Annotated in this window: 16 protein-coding genes; 10 read left to right on the forward strand and 6 right to left on the reverse strand. The window is 67.0% G+C overall.

Going from position 1 to position 18,904, the window contains the following annotated elements; all coding sequences use genetic code 11:
- Window positions 1-93 precede the first annotated feature (93 nt).
- Entirely contained in the window at window positions 94-1,116 is a 1,023-nt protein-coding gene (locus tag AMYAL_RS45845) for a DUF222 domain-containing protein (RefSeq protein WP_051137522.1), read from the forward strand.
- Between the two features lie 60 nt (window positions 1,117-1,176).
- On the opposite strand, the gene AMYAL_RS0112060 is transcribed toward AMYAL_RS45845, so the two are convergent.
- The 3 genes from AMYAL_RS0112060 to metG all read right to left on the reverse strand — a co-directional run bounded on the left by AMYAL_RS0112060 (window position 1,177) and on the right by metG (window position 5,607).
- Window positions 1,177-2,556 (reverse strand): resuscitation-promoting factor, encoded by a 1,380-nt coding sequence (locus tag AMYAL_RS0112060; protein WP_020631559.1) that lies wholly within the window; start codon window positions 2,554-2,556, stop codon window positions 1,177-1,179.
- A 413-nt stretch (window positions 2,557-2,969) separates the two neighbouring features.
- Complete coding sequence (locus tag AMYAL_RS0112065) at window positions 2,970-3,806, reverse strand: TatD family hydrolase (protein ID WP_020631560.1); 837 nt, start codon at window positions 3,804-3,806, stop codon at window positions 2,970-2,972.
- 7 nt (window positions 3,807-3,813) lie between these two features.
- On the reverse strand, window positions 3,814-5,607 hold the full coding sequence (metG, locus tag AMYAL_RS0112070) for a methionine--tRNA ligase (RefSeq protein WP_084702111.1): 1,794 nt from the start codon (window positions 5,605-5,607) through the stop codon (window positions 3,814-3,816).
- Between the two features lie 62 nt (window positions 5,608-5,669).
- Between metG and AMYAL_RS0112075 the strand changes: the two genes are divergently transcribed.
- The 5 genes from AMYAL_RS0112075 to AMYAL_RS0112095 all read left to right on the forward strand — a co-directional run bounded on the left by AMYAL_RS0112075 (window position 5,670) and on the right by AMYAL_RS0112095 (window position 10,209).
- Window positions 5,670-6,263: a PadR family transcriptional regulator gene (locus AMYAL_RS0112075; protein WP_020631562.1), complete on the forward strand. Its 594-nt coding sequence runs from the start codon at window positions 5,670-5,672 to the stop codon at window positions 6,261-6,263.
- Between the two features lie 88 nt (window positions 6,264-6,351).
- Window positions 6,352-7,362, forward strand: a complete 1,011-nt coding sequence (locus tag AMYAL_RS0112080; RefSeq protein ID WP_020631563.1) for an ATP-binding cassette domain-containing protein — start codon at window positions 6,352-6,354, stop codon at window positions 7,360-7,362.
- Window positions 7,352-8,116, forward strand: coding sequence for an ABC transporter permease (locus AMYAL_RS0112085; RefSeq protein WP_026466994.1), 765 nt, complete (start codon window positions 7,352-7,354; stop codon window positions 8,114-8,116). Before AMYAL_RS0112080 ends, AMYAL_RS0112085 begins: the two co-directional genes overlap by 11 nt.
- A 92-nt stretch (window positions 8,117-8,208) precedes the next feature.
- Window positions 8,209-8,823: a glycoside hydrolase family 25 protein gene (locus tag AMYAL_RS0112090; RefSeq protein WP_026466995.1), complete on the forward strand. Its 615-nt coding sequence runs from the start codon at window positions 8,209-8,211 to the stop codon at window positions 8,821-8,823.
- 108 nt (window positions 8,824-8,931) lie between these two features.
- A complete protein-coding gene (locus AMYAL_RS0112095; protein ID WP_020631566.1) occupies window positions 8,932-10,209 on the forward strand; it encodes an aminodeoxychorismate synthase component I in 1,278 nt (425 codons plus the stop codon).
- A gap of 1 nt (window position 10,210) precedes the next feature.
- Here the strand turns inward: AMYAL_RS0112095 and AMYAL_RS0112100 are convergent, their stop codons facing one another.
- On the reverse strand, window positions 10,211-11,170 hold the full coding sequence (locus AMYAL_RS0112100) for a quinone oxidoreductase family protein (protein ID WP_026466996.1): 960 nt from the start codon (window positions 11,168-11,170) through the stop codon (window positions 10,211-10,213).
- Window positions 11,171-11,269: 99 nt separating this feature from the next.
- Here AMYAL_RS0112100 and AMYAL_RS0112105 point away from each other — a divergent pair, with 99 nt between their 5' ends.
- Entirely contained in the window at window positions 11,270-11,824 is a 555-nt protein-coding gene (locus tag AMYAL_RS0112105; RefSeq protein WP_020631568.1) for a QsdR family transcriptional regulator, read from the forward strand.
- Here the strand turns inward: AMYAL_RS0112105 and rsmI are convergent.
- Complete coding sequence (gene rsmI, locus AMYAL_RS0112110; RefSeq protein WP_020631569.1) at window positions 11,821-12,657, reverse strand: 16S rRNA (cytidine(1402)-2'-O)-methyltransferase; 837 nt, start codon at window positions 12,655-12,657, stop codon at window positions 11,821-11,823. The two genes, AMYAL_RS0112105 and rsmI, sit on opposite strands and share 4 nt — an antisense overlap.
- 68 nt (window positions 12,658-12,725) lie before the next feature.
- Between rsmI and AMYAL_RS0112115 the strand changes: the two genes are divergently transcribed.
- Both AMYAL_RS0112115 and AMYAL_RS50315 read left to right on the forward strand, forming a co-directional pair.
- Entirely contained in the window at window positions 12,726-14,297 is a 1,572-nt protein-coding gene (locus tag AMYAL_RS0112115) for a dolichyl-phosphate-mannose--protein mannosyltransferase (RefSeq protein ID WP_020631570.1), read from the forward strand.
- A gap of 103 nt (window positions 14,298-14,400) precedes the next feature.
- Complete coding sequence (locus AMYAL_RS50315) at window positions 14,401-14,964, forward strand: hypothetical protein (RefSeq protein WP_245192894.1); 564 nt, start codon at window positions 14,401-14,403, stop codon at window positions 14,962-14,964.
- 79 nt (window positions 14,965-15,043) lie between these two features.
- On the opposite strand, the gene AMYAL_RS0112130 is transcribed toward AMYAL_RS50315, so the two are convergent.
- The gene (locus tag AMYAL_RS0112130; protein ID WP_020631573.1) at window positions 15,044-16,813 is read right to left on the reverse strand and encodes a serine/threonine-protein kinase; all 1,770 of its coding nucleotides are present in this window, start codon (window positions 16,811-16,813) and stop codon (window positions 15,044-15,046) included.
- A 146-nt stretch (window positions 16,814-16,959) separates the two neighbouring features.
- Between AMYAL_RS0112130 and AMYAL_RS0112135 the strand changes: the two genes are divergently transcribed.
- Complete coding sequence (locus tag AMYAL_RS0112135) at window positions 16,960-18,867, forward strand: propionyl-CoA synthetase (protein WP_020631574.1); 1,908 nt, start codon at window positions 16,960-16,962, stop codon at window positions 18,865-18,867.
- The last annotated feature ends 37 nt before the right edge of the window (window positions 18,868-18,904 follow it).

Raw genomic sequence — 18,904 nt, forward strand, 5'->3', positions numbered from 1 at the left:
GGTGATGGGCACAAATTCGCACTGCCGGAGCGTAATGATCATTCACCCGATCGATACCGTGCACTCGTTCGAATCTGGCCCGACAATCGAGGGATGACCAGCACAAACACTCCCAAGACCTTCCCGCTGAACCTGCCGGAAGGTGACGCCGATCTGCTCCTCGACGAGTTGCAGACACGGCTACGCGAAGGGCGGCGTCTAGCCGCCGAAGTCGGCCAGATCCTGGCCGAGATCGAGTCACGTGGTGTCCGAGGCCTATTCGGGCACAACTCGATCGCCGTCTTCTACGAGCATGTTGCCCGTGTCCCCCGAGCGGAGGCACAGAAGGTGACTCGTCGGGCGCTGGCGCTCAACTCGAGACGTGCGCGCGACGGGACATCGACTCAACCCGTCGCGCCCTTGACCGGAGTCGCGGCCGCGACCGGCGCGCTGGCCGAGGCCGGCATCGACCGGATCGTCACCGTCATGCGGAAGCTGCCCGAACACGTCGCCGCAAACGTGCGGCTTGACGAGGAGAAGAACCTGGTCGATCTCGCCAGCGTCGCAAGACCACGCGATGTCACGATGGCCGGGACAGACCTGCTTGCACGGCTGGACCCGGATGGGAGCTCCACCGAGGACCCCACGCCGAAACGCGAGCGGAGTGAATTCTGGTTGCGCCAGAAACGAACCGGCCGCTGGGACATGCGCGGGAACCTCGACCCGGAGACAGGCGCCCGCCTGACCGCGCTTCTGGTGCCACGGGCGTACCCGGCCTCAGGCGTGGAAGCCGACAGTCGCACACCGGCGGAGAGACGCGGTGACGCTTTCACAGAGATCGTCGAGCTTGCGGAAAGCGGACCGGATATCCCGTTGCCTCGGCAGGCCCCGCAACAGGCCACCGAGGAGCCTCGGGCCACAGACCCGGCCAAGAAACCCGCACCCCGACCCAAGGCCACCCAGGCACGGTCACAGGGCTACCCAAGCCCACACCGCAGCGACGGCGGGGTTCGAGACGGCAGCGCGCCCGAACGATCCCAGAATGTGGCCCAGAGGCGCCCTACGCGTTGGTGGGCACGGCTGTCGAGGCAGAGATCCGAGAACGCTACGCAACCACAGAAGCCCTTAACGGCCTGAAGGCCACCTTGCGGGCGGAAACCCACATGATGACCTTCAGGAAAGGAGACTTATCTGGCGTCAGGCCTTCTTGCCACAGTGCGGCCAAGCGCCGTAGCCACCGCGGCTGTCACGGACCTTCTCAGCGACAGCGATCTGCTGGGCCTTGCTGGCCTGGTGCGGGTAAGCGGCGTACTGCGAGCCACCGTAGGCATCCCAGGTGCTCTTGTTGAACTGCAGGCCACCGTAGTAGCCGTTGCCGGTGTTGGCGGCCCAGTTGCCGGTGGACTCGCACTGCGCGATGCGGTCCCAGGCACCGGCGTCACCGATGACCGGATCGGCGGGCTTCTTCGTACCGACCTTAATGATCTTGGGCTTGGCCTCGGTGATGACCTCTTCCGAGACTTTCTCGCGGCCGACCTCTTTGCCGTTGCGCTTGGTGACCTTGTAGGTCACGGTCTTCTGGCCAGGGGTGCCTGGGTCCTCGACCTTGGTCTTGCCCTTTTCGAGCTCCGGGTCGTCGACCTTCTGCTCGGGCGGCGCGATGTCCTCGTTCTGCTTGACCATGGTGACGCCGGTCCGGCTGATGTGGACCTCGGCACCATCGACCAGCTTGACGTCGAGGCCGCCCACGGCCTCATCGTCCGGGCCGAGAGTCATCCGGACCTCACCGAGGAATTCCTTGGTGGTGACCGAGTTGGTCTGAACCTTGTGCGGTTCGTTCGCGCCGTCGAAGACGGTGATGTTCTTGAGGGTCTTGACCTCGACGGTGGTGCCTTCGAGCGGGAGCTCGCCGTTCTGCGGCATCGAGGTCCAGGTGCCGGACTTCGCAAGATCGGAACGGCCGAGCTGGTTCAGGGCCTCGCTGAGGTTGGTCGCGCGGACCCAGGACTCCTGCTGCGGTGCGCCGTCGACGATCAGGTTCAGCTTGCGGCCGCGCTCCAGCTTGATGACGCCGCCGTCGCCCACCTCGGCCTGCGGCGAGGGCGAGAGCGAGTCGTGCGCGCCGACCGAAAGACCGGCGTCCTCGAGGACCTCGCCGACCGTGTCGCCGAAGCTGTGGACGGTCTGCTGCTTGCCGTCGATGTCGAGTGTGACGCTCTTGTTCATCGCCATCGCGGCCGCGCCGCCACCACCGAGGGTGAGCAGCACCGCCATGACGGTTCCCTTGAGGAAACGCTTCTTCCAGACGCGGGTCGCGCTCGAGATGACCTCGTCCTTGGTCGCGACCTTCATCGGCGCGCCCGCGGTGCGGTCCTCGGCCACCTCGTCCGGAATGACGATCGGCGGGAGCATGGTGGTCTCGGCGCTGATGAGGCGGATCAGCTCGTCGACATCGACGTCGATCTCGGCCATCAAGGCGTCGGCGTCGGGGCCGAGCGCGGCGAGGACGTCCTGATGCGTGATGCGCGGGTCGTCGGAGTAGTCCAGCTCGCCGTACTGAGTGTCGCGGTCGAGCACGGCAACCGAACCGGCGGAAGCGAAGGTGTTCGTCTCTGCGCCGAGGCGCGAGCCATCCTGCCTACTGCTACCAGTCACTGGGTCGTTCCCTTTCCCAAGACGTCGAGGAGCTCGACAACCGCTCCACTACGTCCTTCGTCTCGATGCGCACTTCGGCACACCTCTAGAAGTCCGACACCCGCAGTCAGCGCCATCGTCACGGTTCCAGGCCGTACCGCTCCTGGTTCCGCTTCCCCGACGTGCACTGACGTGACTGTGGGCGTAACAGCCGGAAACCGCATGAGCGGGTACCGACCGGCACGATCACGGGACAGTAACGAACCTCGGCGGGTTGCGCAAACACCCCCCGGAGTGTCGTGACGTTGGTCACTCATCAGAGTGGACCACTGCTGATCACTAATGTCGCAATCCGTTCAACTGGCGGTGACTGTCGGCAAACGGAAGACCCGCTCAGCGGTCACTCGCACCGATTCGGCCACCTCGTGCACCGCCTCACCCCTGAACGAGGCGAGGTGACGAACGGTGTAGGCGGCGCAGTAGGGCTCGTTCGGCCGCCCACGGAACGGATGGGGGGTCAGAAACGGCGCGTCCGTTTCAACGAGGTACTGGCCGGCCGGAACGATGCGTGCCGCCTCATGCAGCCCACGCGCGTTGCGGAAGCTGACCGTTCCCGCGAAAGACAGGACGTAACCCGCGTCGATGCACCTTCGCGCGATGTGCTCGTCCCCCGAGAAGCAATGGAAGACGACCTGTTCGGGCGCGCCTTCCTCCTCGAGGATCCGCAGGACGTCGTCGTGAGCGTCTCGATCGTGGATCATCAGGGGCTTCCCGATCCGCTTGGCGAGATCGATGTGCCACCGGAAGGCGTCCTGCTGGGCATCGTGGGGCGAGTAGTCCCAGTAATAGTCGAGGCCGGTCTCGCCGACGGCGACCACTCTGGACTCTTTCGCGAGACTCTCCACTTCGGATTTCTCGGATTCGCCGAAATCCTTGGTGCGCGTGGGATGAATCGCGACGGCTGCCCAGACCCGACGGTCCCAAGTGGACGCTTGCGCGGCCCAGCGAGCAGCAGCGAGATCGTCCGCGACGGTGATCACCCGCGAAACACCGGCGCGTTCGGCGCGATCGACCATGGCTGTCACATCAGCCGCGGTGACCGCGCCGCACGCGTCGAGGTGGGTGTGCGCGTCCACCACCGAAACCGGCAGCCTGTCCGGGATCGGCGGCAGTTCCTTCTTCTCTGCACCCATCAGATGATCATTTCGAGATCGGCGCCCACTCCGGACCGGTCTCGCCTAGTTCCGGGTCGAGCTTGGCGAACAGCGGGGTCGGCTTCTCCAGCGGCTTGCCGACCTCGATCGGCACGGACTTCCAGCGCGCCTGCTCGGTCTTGTAGTCCCCGGTGATGATGGGGTTGATCCGGCCGGGGATGTCGAGGTCCTCGACTTCCTGAAGCTCGGGCTGAGCCGCCCAGACACCGGTGCCGCCGAGCGCTTCGTGCACCTTCTGTGCCGAGTGGGGCAGGAAGGGGGTCAGCAGCGTGTTGGCGTCCGACACGACCTGCAGCGCGGTGTGCAGGACGCTGTCGCGGCGAGCCGGGTCGTCCTTGAGTTTCCAGGGCTCCTGGTCGGAGAGGTATCGGTTCGCGGCGGTGACGACGCGCATGGCCTCGCTCGCCGCGGCCTTGAACCGGGACCGCTGGAGGTGGGCGCCGGCGGTGTCGAACGCCTTGCGGGAAAGCTCCTTGAGCTCCTCGTCGGCGGCCGCGGGGGCGTCGGGACGCGGAATGGCGCCGACGTTCTTGTGGGCCATGGAGATGGACCGGTTGACGAGGTTGCCCCACTCGTTGGCCAGCTCGAAGTTGGTCCGCCGGACGAACTCGTCCCAGGTGAAGTCGGTGTCCTGGGTCTCGGGACCCGCGACCGAGATGAAGTACCGCAGGGTGTCCGGCCCGAACTCGCGAAGGAAGTCGTGGACGTAGATGACCGTTCCGCGCGAGGTCGAGAACTTCGAGCCGCTCATCGTGAGGAACTCACTGGAAACGATCTCGTCGGGCAGGTGCAGCTTGCCGTACTTGCCGGGCACGCCGCCCCGGTCGCCTTCGCCGTTGTGCCCGAACAGCAGGGCAGGCCAGATCTGGGCATGGAAGGTGATGTTGTCCTTGCCCATGAAGTAGTAGGAGCGGGCGTCCGGGTTGCTCCACCACTCCTGCCAGGCGTCCGGGTTTCCGGATCGGCGCGCCCATTCGACGCTCGCCGAGAAGTAGCCGATGACCGCGTCGAACCAGACGTAGAAGCGCTTCATCGGCTGATCGCGCCAGCCGTCGAGTGGGATCTTCACGCCCCAGTCGAGGTCGCGGGTGATCGGCCGCGGACGCATGTCGTCGATGAGGTTCTTGGTGAAGTTGAGGACGTTCGGGCGCCAGTCGGTCTTGCTGGACAGCCACTTGCCCAAGGTCTCGACGAACGCGGACAGGTCGAGGAAGTAGTGCTCGGTCTCGACGAACTTCGGCGTTTCACCGTTGATCCGGGACTTCGGGTTGATCAGCTCCGCGGCGTCGAGCTGATTGCCGCAGTTGTCGCACTGGTCACCGCGCGCACCGTCGTAGCCACAGATCGGGCAGGTGCCCTCGATGTAGCGGTCGGGCAGGGTGCGGCCGGTCGAAGGGCTGATCGCGCCACGCGTGGTCTTGGGAACGACGTAGCCGTTGCGGTGCAGCGCGAGAAAGATCTGCTGCGTGACGTCGGCGTGGTTACCCGTGGTGGTACGGGTGAACAGGTCGTAGGTGAGGCCGAGTCCCTGCAGGTCCTGGCCGATCTGGCGGGTGTACTTGTCGGCGGTCTGCTGGGAGGTGAGGCCTTCGTTGTCGGCCTGGACGGTGATCGGGGTGCCGTGTTCGTCGGTACCGGACACCATGAGCACCCGGTTGCCGGCCATTCGCTGGTAGCGGGAGAAGACGTCGGACGGGACGCCGAATCCGGACACGTGGCCGATGTGGCGGGGGCCGTTGGCGTAGGGCCAGGCCACCGCAGTCAACACTGGGGTGCTCATGCTTGTTTAGCCTACGGACGTCGTCTAAGGCATTGTTGTCCGGGAGAGGATCGGAGGCCTCGGTGTCCGCCACGCGTCTGCTGGTGCTGGGTGTCGTGCGCATGTACGGGAAGGCACACGGCTACCAGGTCCGGCGCGAGCTTCTTTCGTGGGCGGCCGACAAGTGGGGCAATGTCCAGCCGGGTTCGATCTATCACGCGCTGAAGAAGATGACGGCCGACGGCCTCCTGGAGCAGGTAGAGGACGCCGAAGCGGGCAGTGGACCCGACAGGGTCGCGTACAGGCTGACCGAAGACGGTGAAACCGAATTCGTCGTGCAGCTCGGCAGGGCGTTGTCGAGCGACGACGCGACCGGGTACTCGCTGTCGGCGGCGATCACCTTCATGCCGACTCTTCCTCGACCGCAGGTGCTGGCCCTGTTGAAACAGCAGCTGGCGAATATGGAAGCGCATGCCCAATCGACCCACTACGCCCGAGAGCACGCCGTCGATCTGGGGAAGCCTCCGCACGTGAGCGAGCTGTACCGCCTGTGGAGCGCGCACGCGGAGGCGAACGTGTCCTGGATGAGGGATCTGATCGGCCGTCTGGAAGCCGGCGACTACGTGATGGCCGGCGAAGGCGACGACGAGGCCGTGTTCGGCACGCCACCCAAGTAATCAAATTTGACTACGGAACGACTCCTAGGGCACAGTGCGTCCGTCAGCTAGTCAAGTTTGACTAGCTGAGCATCGGAAGGGAGTAGACATGATCAAGGCGCGCGGCCTTGAGCGGCGTTTCCGCCGCAAGGGCCGCAATGGGGGCGAGGTCCACGCGGTCAAGGGCGTCGACCTCGATGTGTCGGCCGGGGAGCTGGTCGGCTTCCTGGGACCCAACGGCGCGGGGAAGACCACGACCCTGCGCATGCTGACGACACTTCTCAAGCCCACCGCCGGCGAAGCGACGGTAGGCGGCTGCGACCTGCTCGCCGACCCACTGGGGGTGCGCCGGCGAATCGGGTACGTCGCCCAGGGCGGCGGCACCGCACCGGCGAGCAAGGTCGTCGAGGAGATCGAGTTCCAGGGGCGGCTGTACCGGATGAGCAAGGCGGACGCGCTCGCGCGCGGGGCCGCCCTCGCCGAACAGCTGGATCTGGCCGGACTCGACCAACGGACGACCGCAACCCTGTCGGGCGGGCAGCGCCGACGGCTCGACATCGCGCTCGGGCTGATCCACTCGCCAGGGCTCGTCTTCCTGGACGAACCGTCGACGGGGCTCGACCCGCAGAGCCGGGCGAACCTGTGGGACCACATCCGCAGGCTGCGCGACGAGCAGGGAGTCACGGTCTTCTTGACCACGCACTACCTCGACGAAGCCGACGCGCTCTCCGACCGGCTGATCGTCATCGACGACGGGAAGATCGTCGCCGAAGGCACCCCGGACTCACTGAAGGCGAGAGTTTCCGGCGACAGTGTCGTCATCGGGGTCTCACCGGAATCGGCGGCGGAGACCGCGGAGGTCGCGGGACGCCTCGAAGGGGCGCACGAAATGACTGTCGCCGACGGAACAGTGCGTTTCCGCGTGCCGCGCGGGGACACCGCGATGCCCGAACTGCTGCGGGCGCTGGACGCGCGTGGCATCGCGATGGCGTCAATGCAGGTGCACCGGCCGACGCTCGACGACGTCTTCCTGACCCTGACGGGCCGAAGCCTGCGCGATGCCGAAGTGGGCACGCCGGTCGACGACGCTCCGGAGAAGGAGGCAACGCATGTTGCATGACACTTGGTTGATCTTCCGCCGGGACATGCTCGCGGCGTTGCGCAATCCGACCTGGCTTGCGATCGGCATCATGCAACCGTTGCTGTACTTGTTCTTCTTCGGGCCGCTTCTGGTGAAGTCGCTCAACAATCAGGGCCTGTCCGATGTGGACGGCTGGATGATCTTCACCCCGGCGATCATCGCGCAGCTCGCGCTGTTCGGCAGCTCCTTCGTCGGTTTCGGCCTCCTGGCGGAATACCGCTCGGGCGTGGTCGAGCGGATGCGGGTCACACCGGTGAGCCGGGTGGCGCTGTTGCTGGGCAAAGTGCTCGCCAACGGGTTGCAGACCATCGTCCAGGCGTTGATCATCATCGCCCTGGCGTACCTGGTGTTCGACCTGAACGCGCCGTTCGGCGGCGTCGTGCTCAGCTTGGTGATCGTCTTCCTTCTGTCGATCACGCTGGCGTCGTGCTCGTACGCGCTGGCGCTGGCACTCAAGAGCGAAGACGCCTTCCCGGCTTTGCTCAACGCGGTTCTCATGCCGTTGCTGCTGCTGTCCGGAATCCTGATCCCGATCACCGCGCACTCGGCGCCGGATTGGCTGTACACGATTTCCCGGATCAATCCGTTCCGGCACGCCGTGGATGTCGAGCGGAACACTTTCAACGGTGACTACTCGATGGACGCACTGTTCACCGGGAGCGTCGTGGTGCTGGTCATGGCGGTTCTGGCCATCTGGTGGGGCTCCCGGACCTTCCAGCGCGAAAACGCCTGAGACACGCTGAACCGAAAGGTCACCTTGCGGCCGCTCCGCGGACGTAAGGTGACCTTTCGGGCGTACTGGGGCGAATTCGAGGACAGGTGGCTTTGATCGATCCGGAAGGTGAGCACGGAGTCACCCTGTCCCACCGTGAGACGGTGACGGACTGGGCGGCGGTGCGTGGCGCCGACATCCGGTTCGCCTCGGTCACGGTCAGCGAGAACACCAACTGGCGGGACGCCGCGGCGGAACGCAATCTGGCCGGTGCGCAGCACGTCGGAATCCATACCGGCGCTCGGCATTACGCACGTCCTGGCGCGGTTCACGACCAGGCCGACCATTTCGTGCGGACGGCGAGCGCGCTCGGCGCGTTCGCACCCGGTTCGCTCGCACCGGCGCTCGAAGTGGAGGCGCCCAGTGTCGACGACCGGTTCATCAAGGCGTGGATCAAACACGTCCGGAACGCGGCGCGCGTCGAACGCGTCCTGATCTACGCGGGCCTCGGCTGCTGGACGGATCGCCTGCACCCGGACAAGTGGGCGGACAGTGAAGTGGTGCTCTGGCTGGTCCGGCACAACGAAATCCCCGGAAGGCCGGGATGGTTCCACTCGCGACTGGGCTTGCACCAGCACGGTTTCGGTACCGGACTGCCTGGTGTGGACGGTCCGATCGCCCAAGACGCCGTGGTCTATCCCTTCAAGCTCTCAGACGTGCTTCTGTAGTACTCGTTCCGTGACGACGAGTGTGCACGATGTCACCGTGTGGTCGCGGATCTCACTTTCCGCCGGGCAAGGTTGCGTTTCCGCCCACCCTGACGGAGACAATGTCGCGTGCGGTTGATGTGCCGGAGGCTGCGGACGGACGTCGGGCCCGAACGGGCGCTGGCGGCTCTTGGGGTACGCGCCGAGTCGCTCGGGCTGGCACCACCGGCAGCGCTTTGCGGAGACTGGTTTTCTTCGCGCGCGGTCATCGCGCTGAGTGCTTCCCTGACTCCTGTCCGGGACGTCTCCGAGGCGTTCGCGATTCCCACCCGGATGCCTGTCGTTCGTGACGCCGTTCCCGGCGCCATCGGGGGCGGCTGGTTCGGGTACCTGAGTTACGACCTGACCGATCCCTCGGGCCGTTCCGGCGCTCTACCTCCGGCCGTCTGGGGCTGGGTCGACCGGGTGCTGCGGCTGGACGCGAACGGTTCGTGGTGGTTCGAAGCCCTGATCCCCGACGAAGATCCGGATCCGGTCGCCGAAGTGTCCGCGGTGGAATCCGCGCTCGCCGAGCTTCCCGAGGCGACGACTTGGAGTTCCGGCCCGCTGTCGCGGCCGCTTCCGTCGGAGCACTATGACGCGGTCAAGGCGTGTGTGCACGCGATCGAGGCCGGTGAGCTGTTCCAGGCGAACATCTGCGCTCGCTTCAACGGAGAATTCGAAGGCGATCCGATCGCGTTGTTCGCCGAAGGCACGCGTCGGCTGCGGGCCCGCCGAGCTGCGTTCCTCGCCGGCGACTGGGGCTCGGTCGTGTCGTTCTCCCCCGAACTTTTCCTGGCCCGGCATGGGCGCCAGGTCCGGTCGACACCGATCAAGGGCACCTTGCCGCGGCGGGACGCGGCCGACGACCATCTCGCGCAACGGCTGCGGGAATCCAGCAAGGACGTCGCCGAGAACGTGATGATCACCGACCTCGTCCGCAATGACCTCGGCCGGGTGTGCGCGACCGGCAGTGTGCGCGTCCCCGAACTTCTCGAGGTCCGGCCCGCGCCAGGGGTCTGGCACCTCGAGTCCACTGTAGAGGGATCACTCGCCGACGGGGTCGACGACGCGGCGCTGCTCGCGGCCACGTTCCCGCCGGGTTCGGTGACGGGCGCGCCGAAGATCCGGGCACTGGATCTGATCGCCGAACTCGAACCCGTGGCGCGCGGTGTCTACACGGGCGCGATCGGACTCGTTTCGCCGGTCGCCGGGCTGGAGCTGAACGTCGCGATCAGGACCTTCGAAATCCACGACGGCGAGATCGCGCTGGGAGTCGGCGGCGGGATCACCGCCGACTCCGACAGCGAAGCGGAATGGCAGGAATGCCTGCACAAATCCGCTCCACTGGAACGCCTGCTCGGCTGAGCTACTTGGTGGGATCCAGCAGGAGCTTGCCCGCGGTGCCGCGCGAACGCAGGGCCTCGTGGGCGGCACGCGCGTCGGAAAGCGCGTATTCGCCGCCGGCGACGGCGCGGATCCGGCCGTCGAGGGCCAGCTCGAAAAGCTCGTCGAGCGTGCGGCCGAAGACGTTTCCAGGGAGCTTGAAGGCGTGCGGCAGCCACATCCCGGCCACGGTGGTGCTGTGGCCGAGCAGGTTGCGGGCTTCGATCGGCTTCGGCTGCTCGCGGCTGGCCATACCGTAGAACGCGAGGCGGCCAAACGGCGCGAGGGCCGCGATGCTCTGATCCGTGACGGTGCCACCGGTCATGTCCAGCACGATGTCGACGCGCTTGCCGCCGTTCGCCTCGCGAAGCGCGTCGGTCATGTTCTCGGCGCGCGAATCGATGGCGACGTCGGCGCCTAGTTCGAGGGCGAGGGCACGCTTCTCGTCGCTGCTGGCGGTCGCGATGACCCGGCCCGCTCCCCAAGCCTTCGCGAGCTGGACGGCGATGGTGCCGACCCCGCCCGCCGCCGCGTGCACGACGACGGATTCGCCGGGTTCGAGGTGGGCGCTCCTACGCAGCAGGAGTGCGGCGGTGGTGCCCTGGACGATGAAGGAGAGCGCGGTCAGGTCGTCGACGCCGTCGGGCACGGCGAAGCTGGTGACCTCGTCCGCCACGGCACGCTCGGCGTAGCCGCCACCGCCGTTGAGCAGCGAGACGAAACGTTTGCCGTCCGCGGTACGGCCGACGACCTCTCCGCCTGGCACGAGCGGGAGTTTGCTCGGCGCAAGGTAGGAGTTCTCGGCCTGGTGGGTGTCGGCGTAGTTGATGCCGATCCGGTCGACCTCCACCAGCAGCTGACCCGGTCCGGGGACGGGATCGGGCAGGTCGACGAGGTTGAGCACCTCGGGTCCGCCGAATTCGGTCACCTGTACTGCGCGCATCCGCATCCTCCTCATCGAGATGAGACATTCTTGCATATGTCTCATCCATGAGACGATGCATGATATGTTTCACTCATCGAAACCGCACTCGAACGCCAGTTGACTTCGCCGCGCCCGGACGCCCTGCGCGCGTTCACGATCGCGCGCGCCTGGTTCCTGGAGGGGCGCCGGGTGGACATGGGCGAGCTCGCGGGCGCGCTGGGCATCAGCCGGGCCACGCTGCACCGCTGGGTCGGCGGCCGGGATCAGCTGCTCGGCGAGATCCTGTGGTCGATGACCGTGGAGGTCTTCGAGGCACGGGCTTCCGGCAAGCTCGGACGCGGCGCGGCGGGGATCGCGGAACTCGTCGGCACCTTCGTCCGGACCGTGAACGACTCGAAACCGTTCCGGGAGTTCCTGCGCAACGAGCCCGAGCGAGCACTGCGGATCCTGACGACGAAGGCCAGCGTGGTGCAGAGCCGCGCGATCGCGAAGATGCGCGAGTTCCTGGACGAAGAGGTCGAGGCCGGACGTCTCGCCCCGCCCTTACCGGTCGAGGACCTGGCCTATCTGCTGGTGCGGATCGGCGAGTCCTTCATCTACACCGACGTCATCACCGGCGCCGAGCCCGATGCTGCGAAGGCGCACGCGGCCGCGACGGCCTTGCTGTCCTAGCTCTTGCGGGACGCAAGCACGGCGTCGTAGAGCTCCTTCTTCGACACCCCGGCGGCCTCGGCGACTTCGGCGGCGGCGGATTTGAGACGTTCGCCTGCCGCGACCCGCGAGGAGACCTCCGAAACCAGGTCCGCGACACTCACCGAACGCGGTGGCGCGCCCGCTAGGACGACCGTGATCTCACCTTTGACTCCGTCGGCGGCCCAAGCGGCCAGATCCGGCAGAGTGCCGCGTTTGACCTCTTCATACGTTTTGGTCAGCTCGCGGCAGACAGCCGCGCGACGATCGGGACCCAAGACTTCGGCGGCGTCGGCGAGCGTGCTCGCGAGGCGATGCGGTGACTCGAAGAACACGGCCGTACGGGGCTCGCCCTTCAGAGAACCGAGCCATTTCGCGCGTTCGCCGGGCTTGCGCGGAGCGAATCCTTCGAAACAGAAACGGTCGCAAGGAAGGCCCGACAGTGCCAGTGCCGTGGTCACCGCGGACGGGCCGGGAAGGCAGGTCACCGGCACCTCGGCCTCGACGCAGGCCGCCACCAGGCGGAATCCGGGATCCGAGACGCTCGGCATCCCCGCGTCGGTCACGAGGACCACCGTTTCGCCCGACTGGAGCGATTCGAGAAGTTTCGGCAGCCGGGCGGTCTCGACGTCCTCGTAGAAGCTGACGACTCGTCCGACCGGTGAAACGTCAAGGGCCGAAGTGAGGGAACGCAGGCGACGGGTGTCTTCGGCGGCGATCACGTCGGCTGTCGCGAGGGCTTCGGACAGGCGCGGCGAAGCGTCGCGGACGTCTCCGAGCGGGGTGGCTGCCAGCACGAGGCGTCCTTCGGTCATTCCCGAAGGTTAACCGGTTCGCATATCCGGCCACCGAGTTCACTCTTTCGCCCGTAGGATCATGCCCCGTGACCGCACTGCTGACACGGGACAACGAGAGCGTGCGGCCGGATCCGGTCGACGCGCTCCGGCCACCGAGCGACCGGGAGGCCAGCCTCCTCGGCCGCGGCATGCCGACCGACCGCCTGCGCGGCTGGATCGTCACGCTGGTGCTGACGCTCATCGGCGGCATCATCCGGATCCAGAACCTGGCGACGCCCACGGACAAGGGCACTCCCGTCTTCGACGAGAAGCACTACGTCCCGCAGGCGTGGCAGATGCTGCGCAACGGCGGTTACGAAGACAACTACGGCTACGAGCTGATCGTGCACCCGCCGTTGGCGAAGCATCTCATCGCGATCGGCGAGTGGCTGTTCGGCTACAACGCCTGGGGCTGGCGGATCATGCCGGCGCTGGCCGGCACGCTGATCGTGTTCCTCACCATCCGGATCGCCCGGCGGCTCACCCGTTCGACGCTGCTCGGCGCGGTCGCCGGGATCCTGGTGGTCAGCGACGGCGTCCTGCACCTGCAGTCACGCATGGGCATGCTCGACATCTTCATCGCGTTGTTCGTGCTCGCCGCGTTCGCCTGTGTCCTGTGCGACCGCGACCAGGTGCGGCAGCGGCTCGCCGTGGCCGTCCGCGAAGGCTGGATCGACGAGTCCCGCTTCGGCCCGAAGCTGGGCTTCCGGTGGTGGCGGTTCGCCGGCGGCCTGATGATCGGGCTGACCTTCGGCGTCAAATGGTCGGCGCTCTATTACATCGCCGCGTTCGGCCTGCTCACCGTCTTCTTCGACGTGGCCGCTCGCCGCGCCGCCGGGGTGCAGCGGCCTTGGGTCGGCACGCTGCGCCGCGACGTGCTGCCCGCGCTGTGGGCGATCGTCGTCATCCCGATCCTGGTGTACCTCGCCTGCTACTGGGCCTGGTTCGCGAGCGAGACCGCGACCGACCGCAATCTGGTCGCGATCAAGGACCTCGATCCCGGATTCTGGGGCTGGATACCCCCTGCGTTGCGTTCGCTGGGCAACTACTCGATGAACGTGCTCGACTTCCACGCGCATCTGGTGACGCCCAAGGACAAACCGCATCCATGGGAGTCGAAGCCGTGGACCTGGCCGATGGGGCTGCGGCCGATGCTCTACGCCTACGCGGGCGGCACCGACGCGACCGGCTGTGGCGAGTCGACCTGCGTGCGGGCGACGATGCTGATCGGGACGCCGGCGATGTGGTGGCTGGCCCTGCCGATGCTCGGCTGGAGCGCGTGGCGGTCGTTCTTCCGCGCGGACTGGCGCTACGCCGCCGTGCTCGTGGGTTACCTCGCCGGGTTCCTGCCGTGGTTCACCAACCTCGACCGCCAGATGTACTACTTCTACGCGACGCCGCTGGCACCGTTCCTGGTCCTGGGGTTGACGCTGGTTCTCGGCCAGATCCTCGGCAGCGCGAAACGCGGATTCGAACGGCGGGGCACCGGCATGCTCGTCGTCGCCCTCTACGTGGGTCTCGTCGTGGCCAACTTCGCCTGGCTGTGGCCGATCCTGAACGGCGAAGCGATCACCAACGAGCACTGGAACGCCGAGTTGTGGCTTCCGTCCTGGAAGTGACCACGACCGGTTGACGAGCGATCGCTGATTTTCCGATTCAAGTGTGACACTTGGTCGATCGTTGTTACTCTCCCCTGGTCAGCAGCAGTCGACAGGGGGCATCATGATGATCCGACCGCTCGGAGTGGCCTGTGCGGCCGCGGCGTTGTTCTTGATCGCGGGCTGTGAAGAGCAGACGCCGGGAACCGCGTCGCCGCAGACTTCCGCCATTCCGAGCACTTCGGAGGCGCCGGCCAGCAGCTCGGCACAGCCCAGTGCCTCTTCTCGGCCTTCGGCGACCGCGGCGACCGTCTCCGAGGCCACCAAGCCCGCCACCGGCGGCGCGGTGGCCCACAGCCCGGACGGGGCGGCGAGCGTGATGGAGGAGTACTTCCATGCACTGGGGGCCAAGGACCTCGAAACGGTCTGCCGGATCACCGGTCCGGCGTTCGACGGCGGAATGAAGGAATGCCGCACCCTCACCCCGATGCAGTTCGGGATGTTCTCGGACGATGACCTCAAGAAACTGAAGGCCATCCGCGTCGACCGGGCGAAGCTGCAGAGCAAGGGAGCGGACAAGGTCGTCTTCCCACCGGCCTCGATCGCGCCGCAGATCGCGATGATGGCGTCCGACCCCAAGACGTTCACCATGGCGTGGCGCGACGGGACCTGGGTCGTCGTCGACTGAGAGAGAGCAAGGGACCTTTGCTAGCGTTCGTTAGCACACTAACTAACGGGAGCAAAGGTCCCTTGCTCTCTTTCGCAGGTCAGCGCGGGTGGCGCTGGGGCTGCGGCTGCTGATGGGGTTGCTGTGGCTGCTGAGGGCGGCGCGGGACGATCTGGGTCACCGGGCCGTCCGGCGACTTACCAGCCCGCGCGAGCCAGCCTTCGACGTCACGCCGGACGGCGCTGAGCGTCGGGCGGCGGCGGGGCTCCTGGTCGAGCGACGCGATGAGGATCCGGGCGTGCGCGCTGCGGTTCGGGAGCTTCGACACCGGTTCGGCGCGGGCGGCGGCCATCAGTGCGGCCATCGGGGTCTCCCGTGTCCCGCGCGGAGGCTGGCCCGACAAGGCGTAGCTGACCGTCGCGGCCAGCTGCCAGGCGTCCGACGCCGGGCTCGCCGGGGAGCCCATCGCCTGCTCGGGAGCGACGAAGTCCGGCGTGCCGATCATCATCCCGGTCGCGGTCATCTTCGAGTCGCCCTGGCTGCGGGCGATGCCGAAGTCGATGAGGTGGGCGAGGCCGTTGCGGTCGAGGATGATGTTCGACGGCTTGAGGTCGCGGTGCAGCACACCCTTCTCGTGCGCCGCGGCGAGTGCCCCCGCCATGGTCGACCAGAGCCGTCCGGCGGCGATGTCGTCGAGCGGGCCCTGCGAGTCGACGATCTCGGACAGCGAGCGCCCCTCGAGGTACTCCATGACCAGCGCGAGCCCGTCGGGCTCCTCGACGAGGTCGTACACCTTGACGCAGTTGGGGTGGTTCACCACGGCGAGTGCCCTGGCCTCGCGCTGCATCCGTTCCTCGGTGTCACGGTCCGGCGCGTGCGCGATCTTCAGCGCGACCGTGCGGTTGAGCTGGGTGTCGACCGCTTCCCACACGGTGCCGAAGCCGCCGTGGCCGAGCCGCCGGACACGCTTGTAGCGGCCGCTGCCGGAGTTGCGGGAACCAGGGGGCGCCGGTACCGGGCCCGGTACCGCTGCCAGCGCGGGAGGTTCGGGCGCCTGTGCCAGCGCGGTCGCCGGGTACTGCTTCTGCGGCGGGGGCGGCAGCTGCTGCTGCGGCTTCGGGGCGGGCGGCTCCGGGCGGTACGGCTCGACCTGCTGGCGGGGCTGCGGGGCCGGCCGGTTGATCACCGACCACGGCGGCGGCCCGACCAGCGCGACCGGGATCAGGCCGAGCACGCTGAACGGCAGGAAACCGAGCCAGAAGTGCACGGCGGTGTTCGCACCCATGCCGACGCTCGCCAGCACCATCAGCACGAACGGGATCCAGAAGAACCGTGAAGGCCACTTCGGTCCGCGGCGGAAAGCTGTGCGCGCCTGCAGCATGACGAACAGCAGGGACAGCGCGGGCAGGCCGACCAGCAGGATCAGGTAGAAGATGTAGCTGAGCTGCATCTGGCCCGGATAGAACAGGACCTCGTACACGTTCTGGCCGCGCCCCAGGTACTCGCTCTGCGCGCCGACCAGCGGGTTGTATTCGGCGTTGAAAGTCGACAGGTCAGTGCCGGAGAAACCGGACTGACCGCCATTCTTCGTCGAGGCGGCTTCCTGGTAGGTCTGTGAAACGCCGGTGGCCAGCAACCACGGCAGCAGGAAGACGGCGACCGCGCCGATCCCGCCGAAGACGGACAGGGTCACCACGTCGTAGCGGTTACCGGTGCCTTTGCGGACGATCGCGACGACCATCGCTCCCAGCGCGGGCAGCAGCGCGACCAGCGCTCCCGCGGTGCTCGTCGCCCACACCCAGTCCCCTGGCCAGATCCCCGGCCCGAACAGGCTGTGCGCGAACGACAGCAGCGCGCTCGCTAGTCCCATGGACCCTGCTCCCCTAGCTCGTCGAGGCCGTTTCCGGCAGTTTTTTCCTGGTTCAGCTTAGGACGCTCTATGCCATGGCGGGGTTGCCGGGTTGTCACGGGCGTCTCCCCGCTGTTACCACCGGGCATGAGCACGGGCGGAAGTCCATGATGGTCCGGTACCCGAGCGCGAAGGAGCATTCGATGTACGCCGAGACGTACCAGCGGAGCCTTGAAGACCCGGAGGGTTTCTGGCTCGAAGCCGCGCGGGCGATCGACTGGATCCGTCCGCCGACGCAGGCACTCGACGCGTCGAAGGCGCCCTTCTACCGCTGGTTCCCGGATGGGGAATTGAACACGGCGTTCAACGCGCTCGACCGCCACGTGCGGGACGGCCGCGGCGAGCAGACCGCGCTGATCTGGGATTCTCCCGTCACCGATTCGGTACGCCGGTTCACCTACGCGGAACTGCTGGACGACGTCGCGCGCTTCGCCGGCGCGCTCGCCGATCTCGGTGTCGGGAAAGGCGACCGGGTCATCGTGTACCTGCCGATGGTTCCCGAGGCCGCGATCGCGATGCTCGCGTGCGCCCGGCTCGGCGCGGTGCATTCGGTGGTGTTCGGCGGGTTCGCGCCCAAGGAGCTCGCGGCGCGGATCGAGGACGCGAAGCCCAAGGTCATCGTGGCCGCGTCGTGCGGGATCGAACCGGCACGGGTCGTCGAGTACAAACCGATCATCGACGAGGCGCTCGCGGGCACCGCGCATCAGCCGGACAAGGTCGTGGTGCTGCAGCGTGAACGCGCTCGCGCCGAATTGGGCGAGCGCGACGCGGACTGGGCCGAACTGGTCGCGAAGGCCTCGCCGGCCGATCCGGTTCCGGTCGCCGCCACCGATCCGCTGTACATCCTGTACACCTCCGGCACCACGGGGAAGCCGAAGGGCGTCGTGCGCGACACCGGCGGGCACGCGGTCGCGCTGACCTGGTCGATGGACGCGATCTACGACATCCAGCCCGGCGACGTGTGGTGGACGGCGTCCGACGTCGGCTGGGTCGTCGGCCATTCCTACATCGTTTACGCGCCGCTCCTCATCGGGGCGACAAGCCTCATGTACGAGGGCAAGCCGGTGAACACTCCCGACGCGGGCGCGTTCTGGCGCGTCATCGCCGACCATGAGGTCAAGGCGCTGTTCACCGCTCCGACGGCGTTGCGTGCGATCAAGAAGGTCGACCCCGACGCGGGCGAAATCGAAAAATACCAGCTCAGCCGGTTTCAGACGTTGTTCATGGCGGGTGAACGACTCGATCCGGAGACCTATCACTGGGCGCACGACAAGCTCGGTGTGCCGGTGATCGACCACTGGTGGCAGACCGAGACCGGCTGGCCGATCGCGGCGAATCCGCGCGGGCTGGAACCGATGCCGGTCAAACCCGGTTCCGCGACGAAACCGGTGCCGGGCTGGGACGTGCGGATCCTGGACCAGGCGGGCGATCCGCTCCCCGCCGGCCGGGAAGGCGCCATCGCGATCAAACTACCGCTCCCGCCGGGATCGTTGCCGACGCTGTGGCAGGACGACGAGCGGTATCGCGAGGCGTATCTTTCGCGGTACGAAGGCCACTACCTGACGGGTGACTCCGGATACGTCGACGAAGACGGCTACCTGTTCGTCATGGGCCGCACCGACGATGTCATCAACGTCGCGGGCCACCGGCTTTCGACCGGTTCGATGGAGGCGGTGCTGGCGTCCCACACCGCCGTCGCCGAATGCGCGGTGATCGGCGTCCGTGACCAGCTCAAGGGGCAGCTTCCGCGCGGTTTCGTGGTGCTGAAGTCGGGGGTCGACGTCGACGCCGAAACCCTCAAGGCCGAATTGGTCGCGCTGGTGCGGCGCGACATCGGGCCGGTCGCCGCGTTCCGTGACGTGTCCATTGTGGACGCGCTGCCGAAGACGCGGTCCGGGAAGATCCTGCGCAAGACCATGCGCGGCATCGCCGACGGCCGCGACGAGCAGGTGCCGTCGACGATCGAGGACGCGAGTGTTCTCGATGCCCTGAAAGCGGTTCTGCGTGGCGAGTGAACCAATGACCGGTACGTATTCCTAGTCCGATCGGGTG

The organism is Amycolatopsis alba DSM 44262, from assembly GCF_000384215.1.
GTDB classification, from domain to species: domain Bacteria; phylum Actinomycetota; class Actinomycetes; order Mycobacteriales; family Pseudonocardiaceae; genus Amycolatopsis; species Amycolatopsis alba.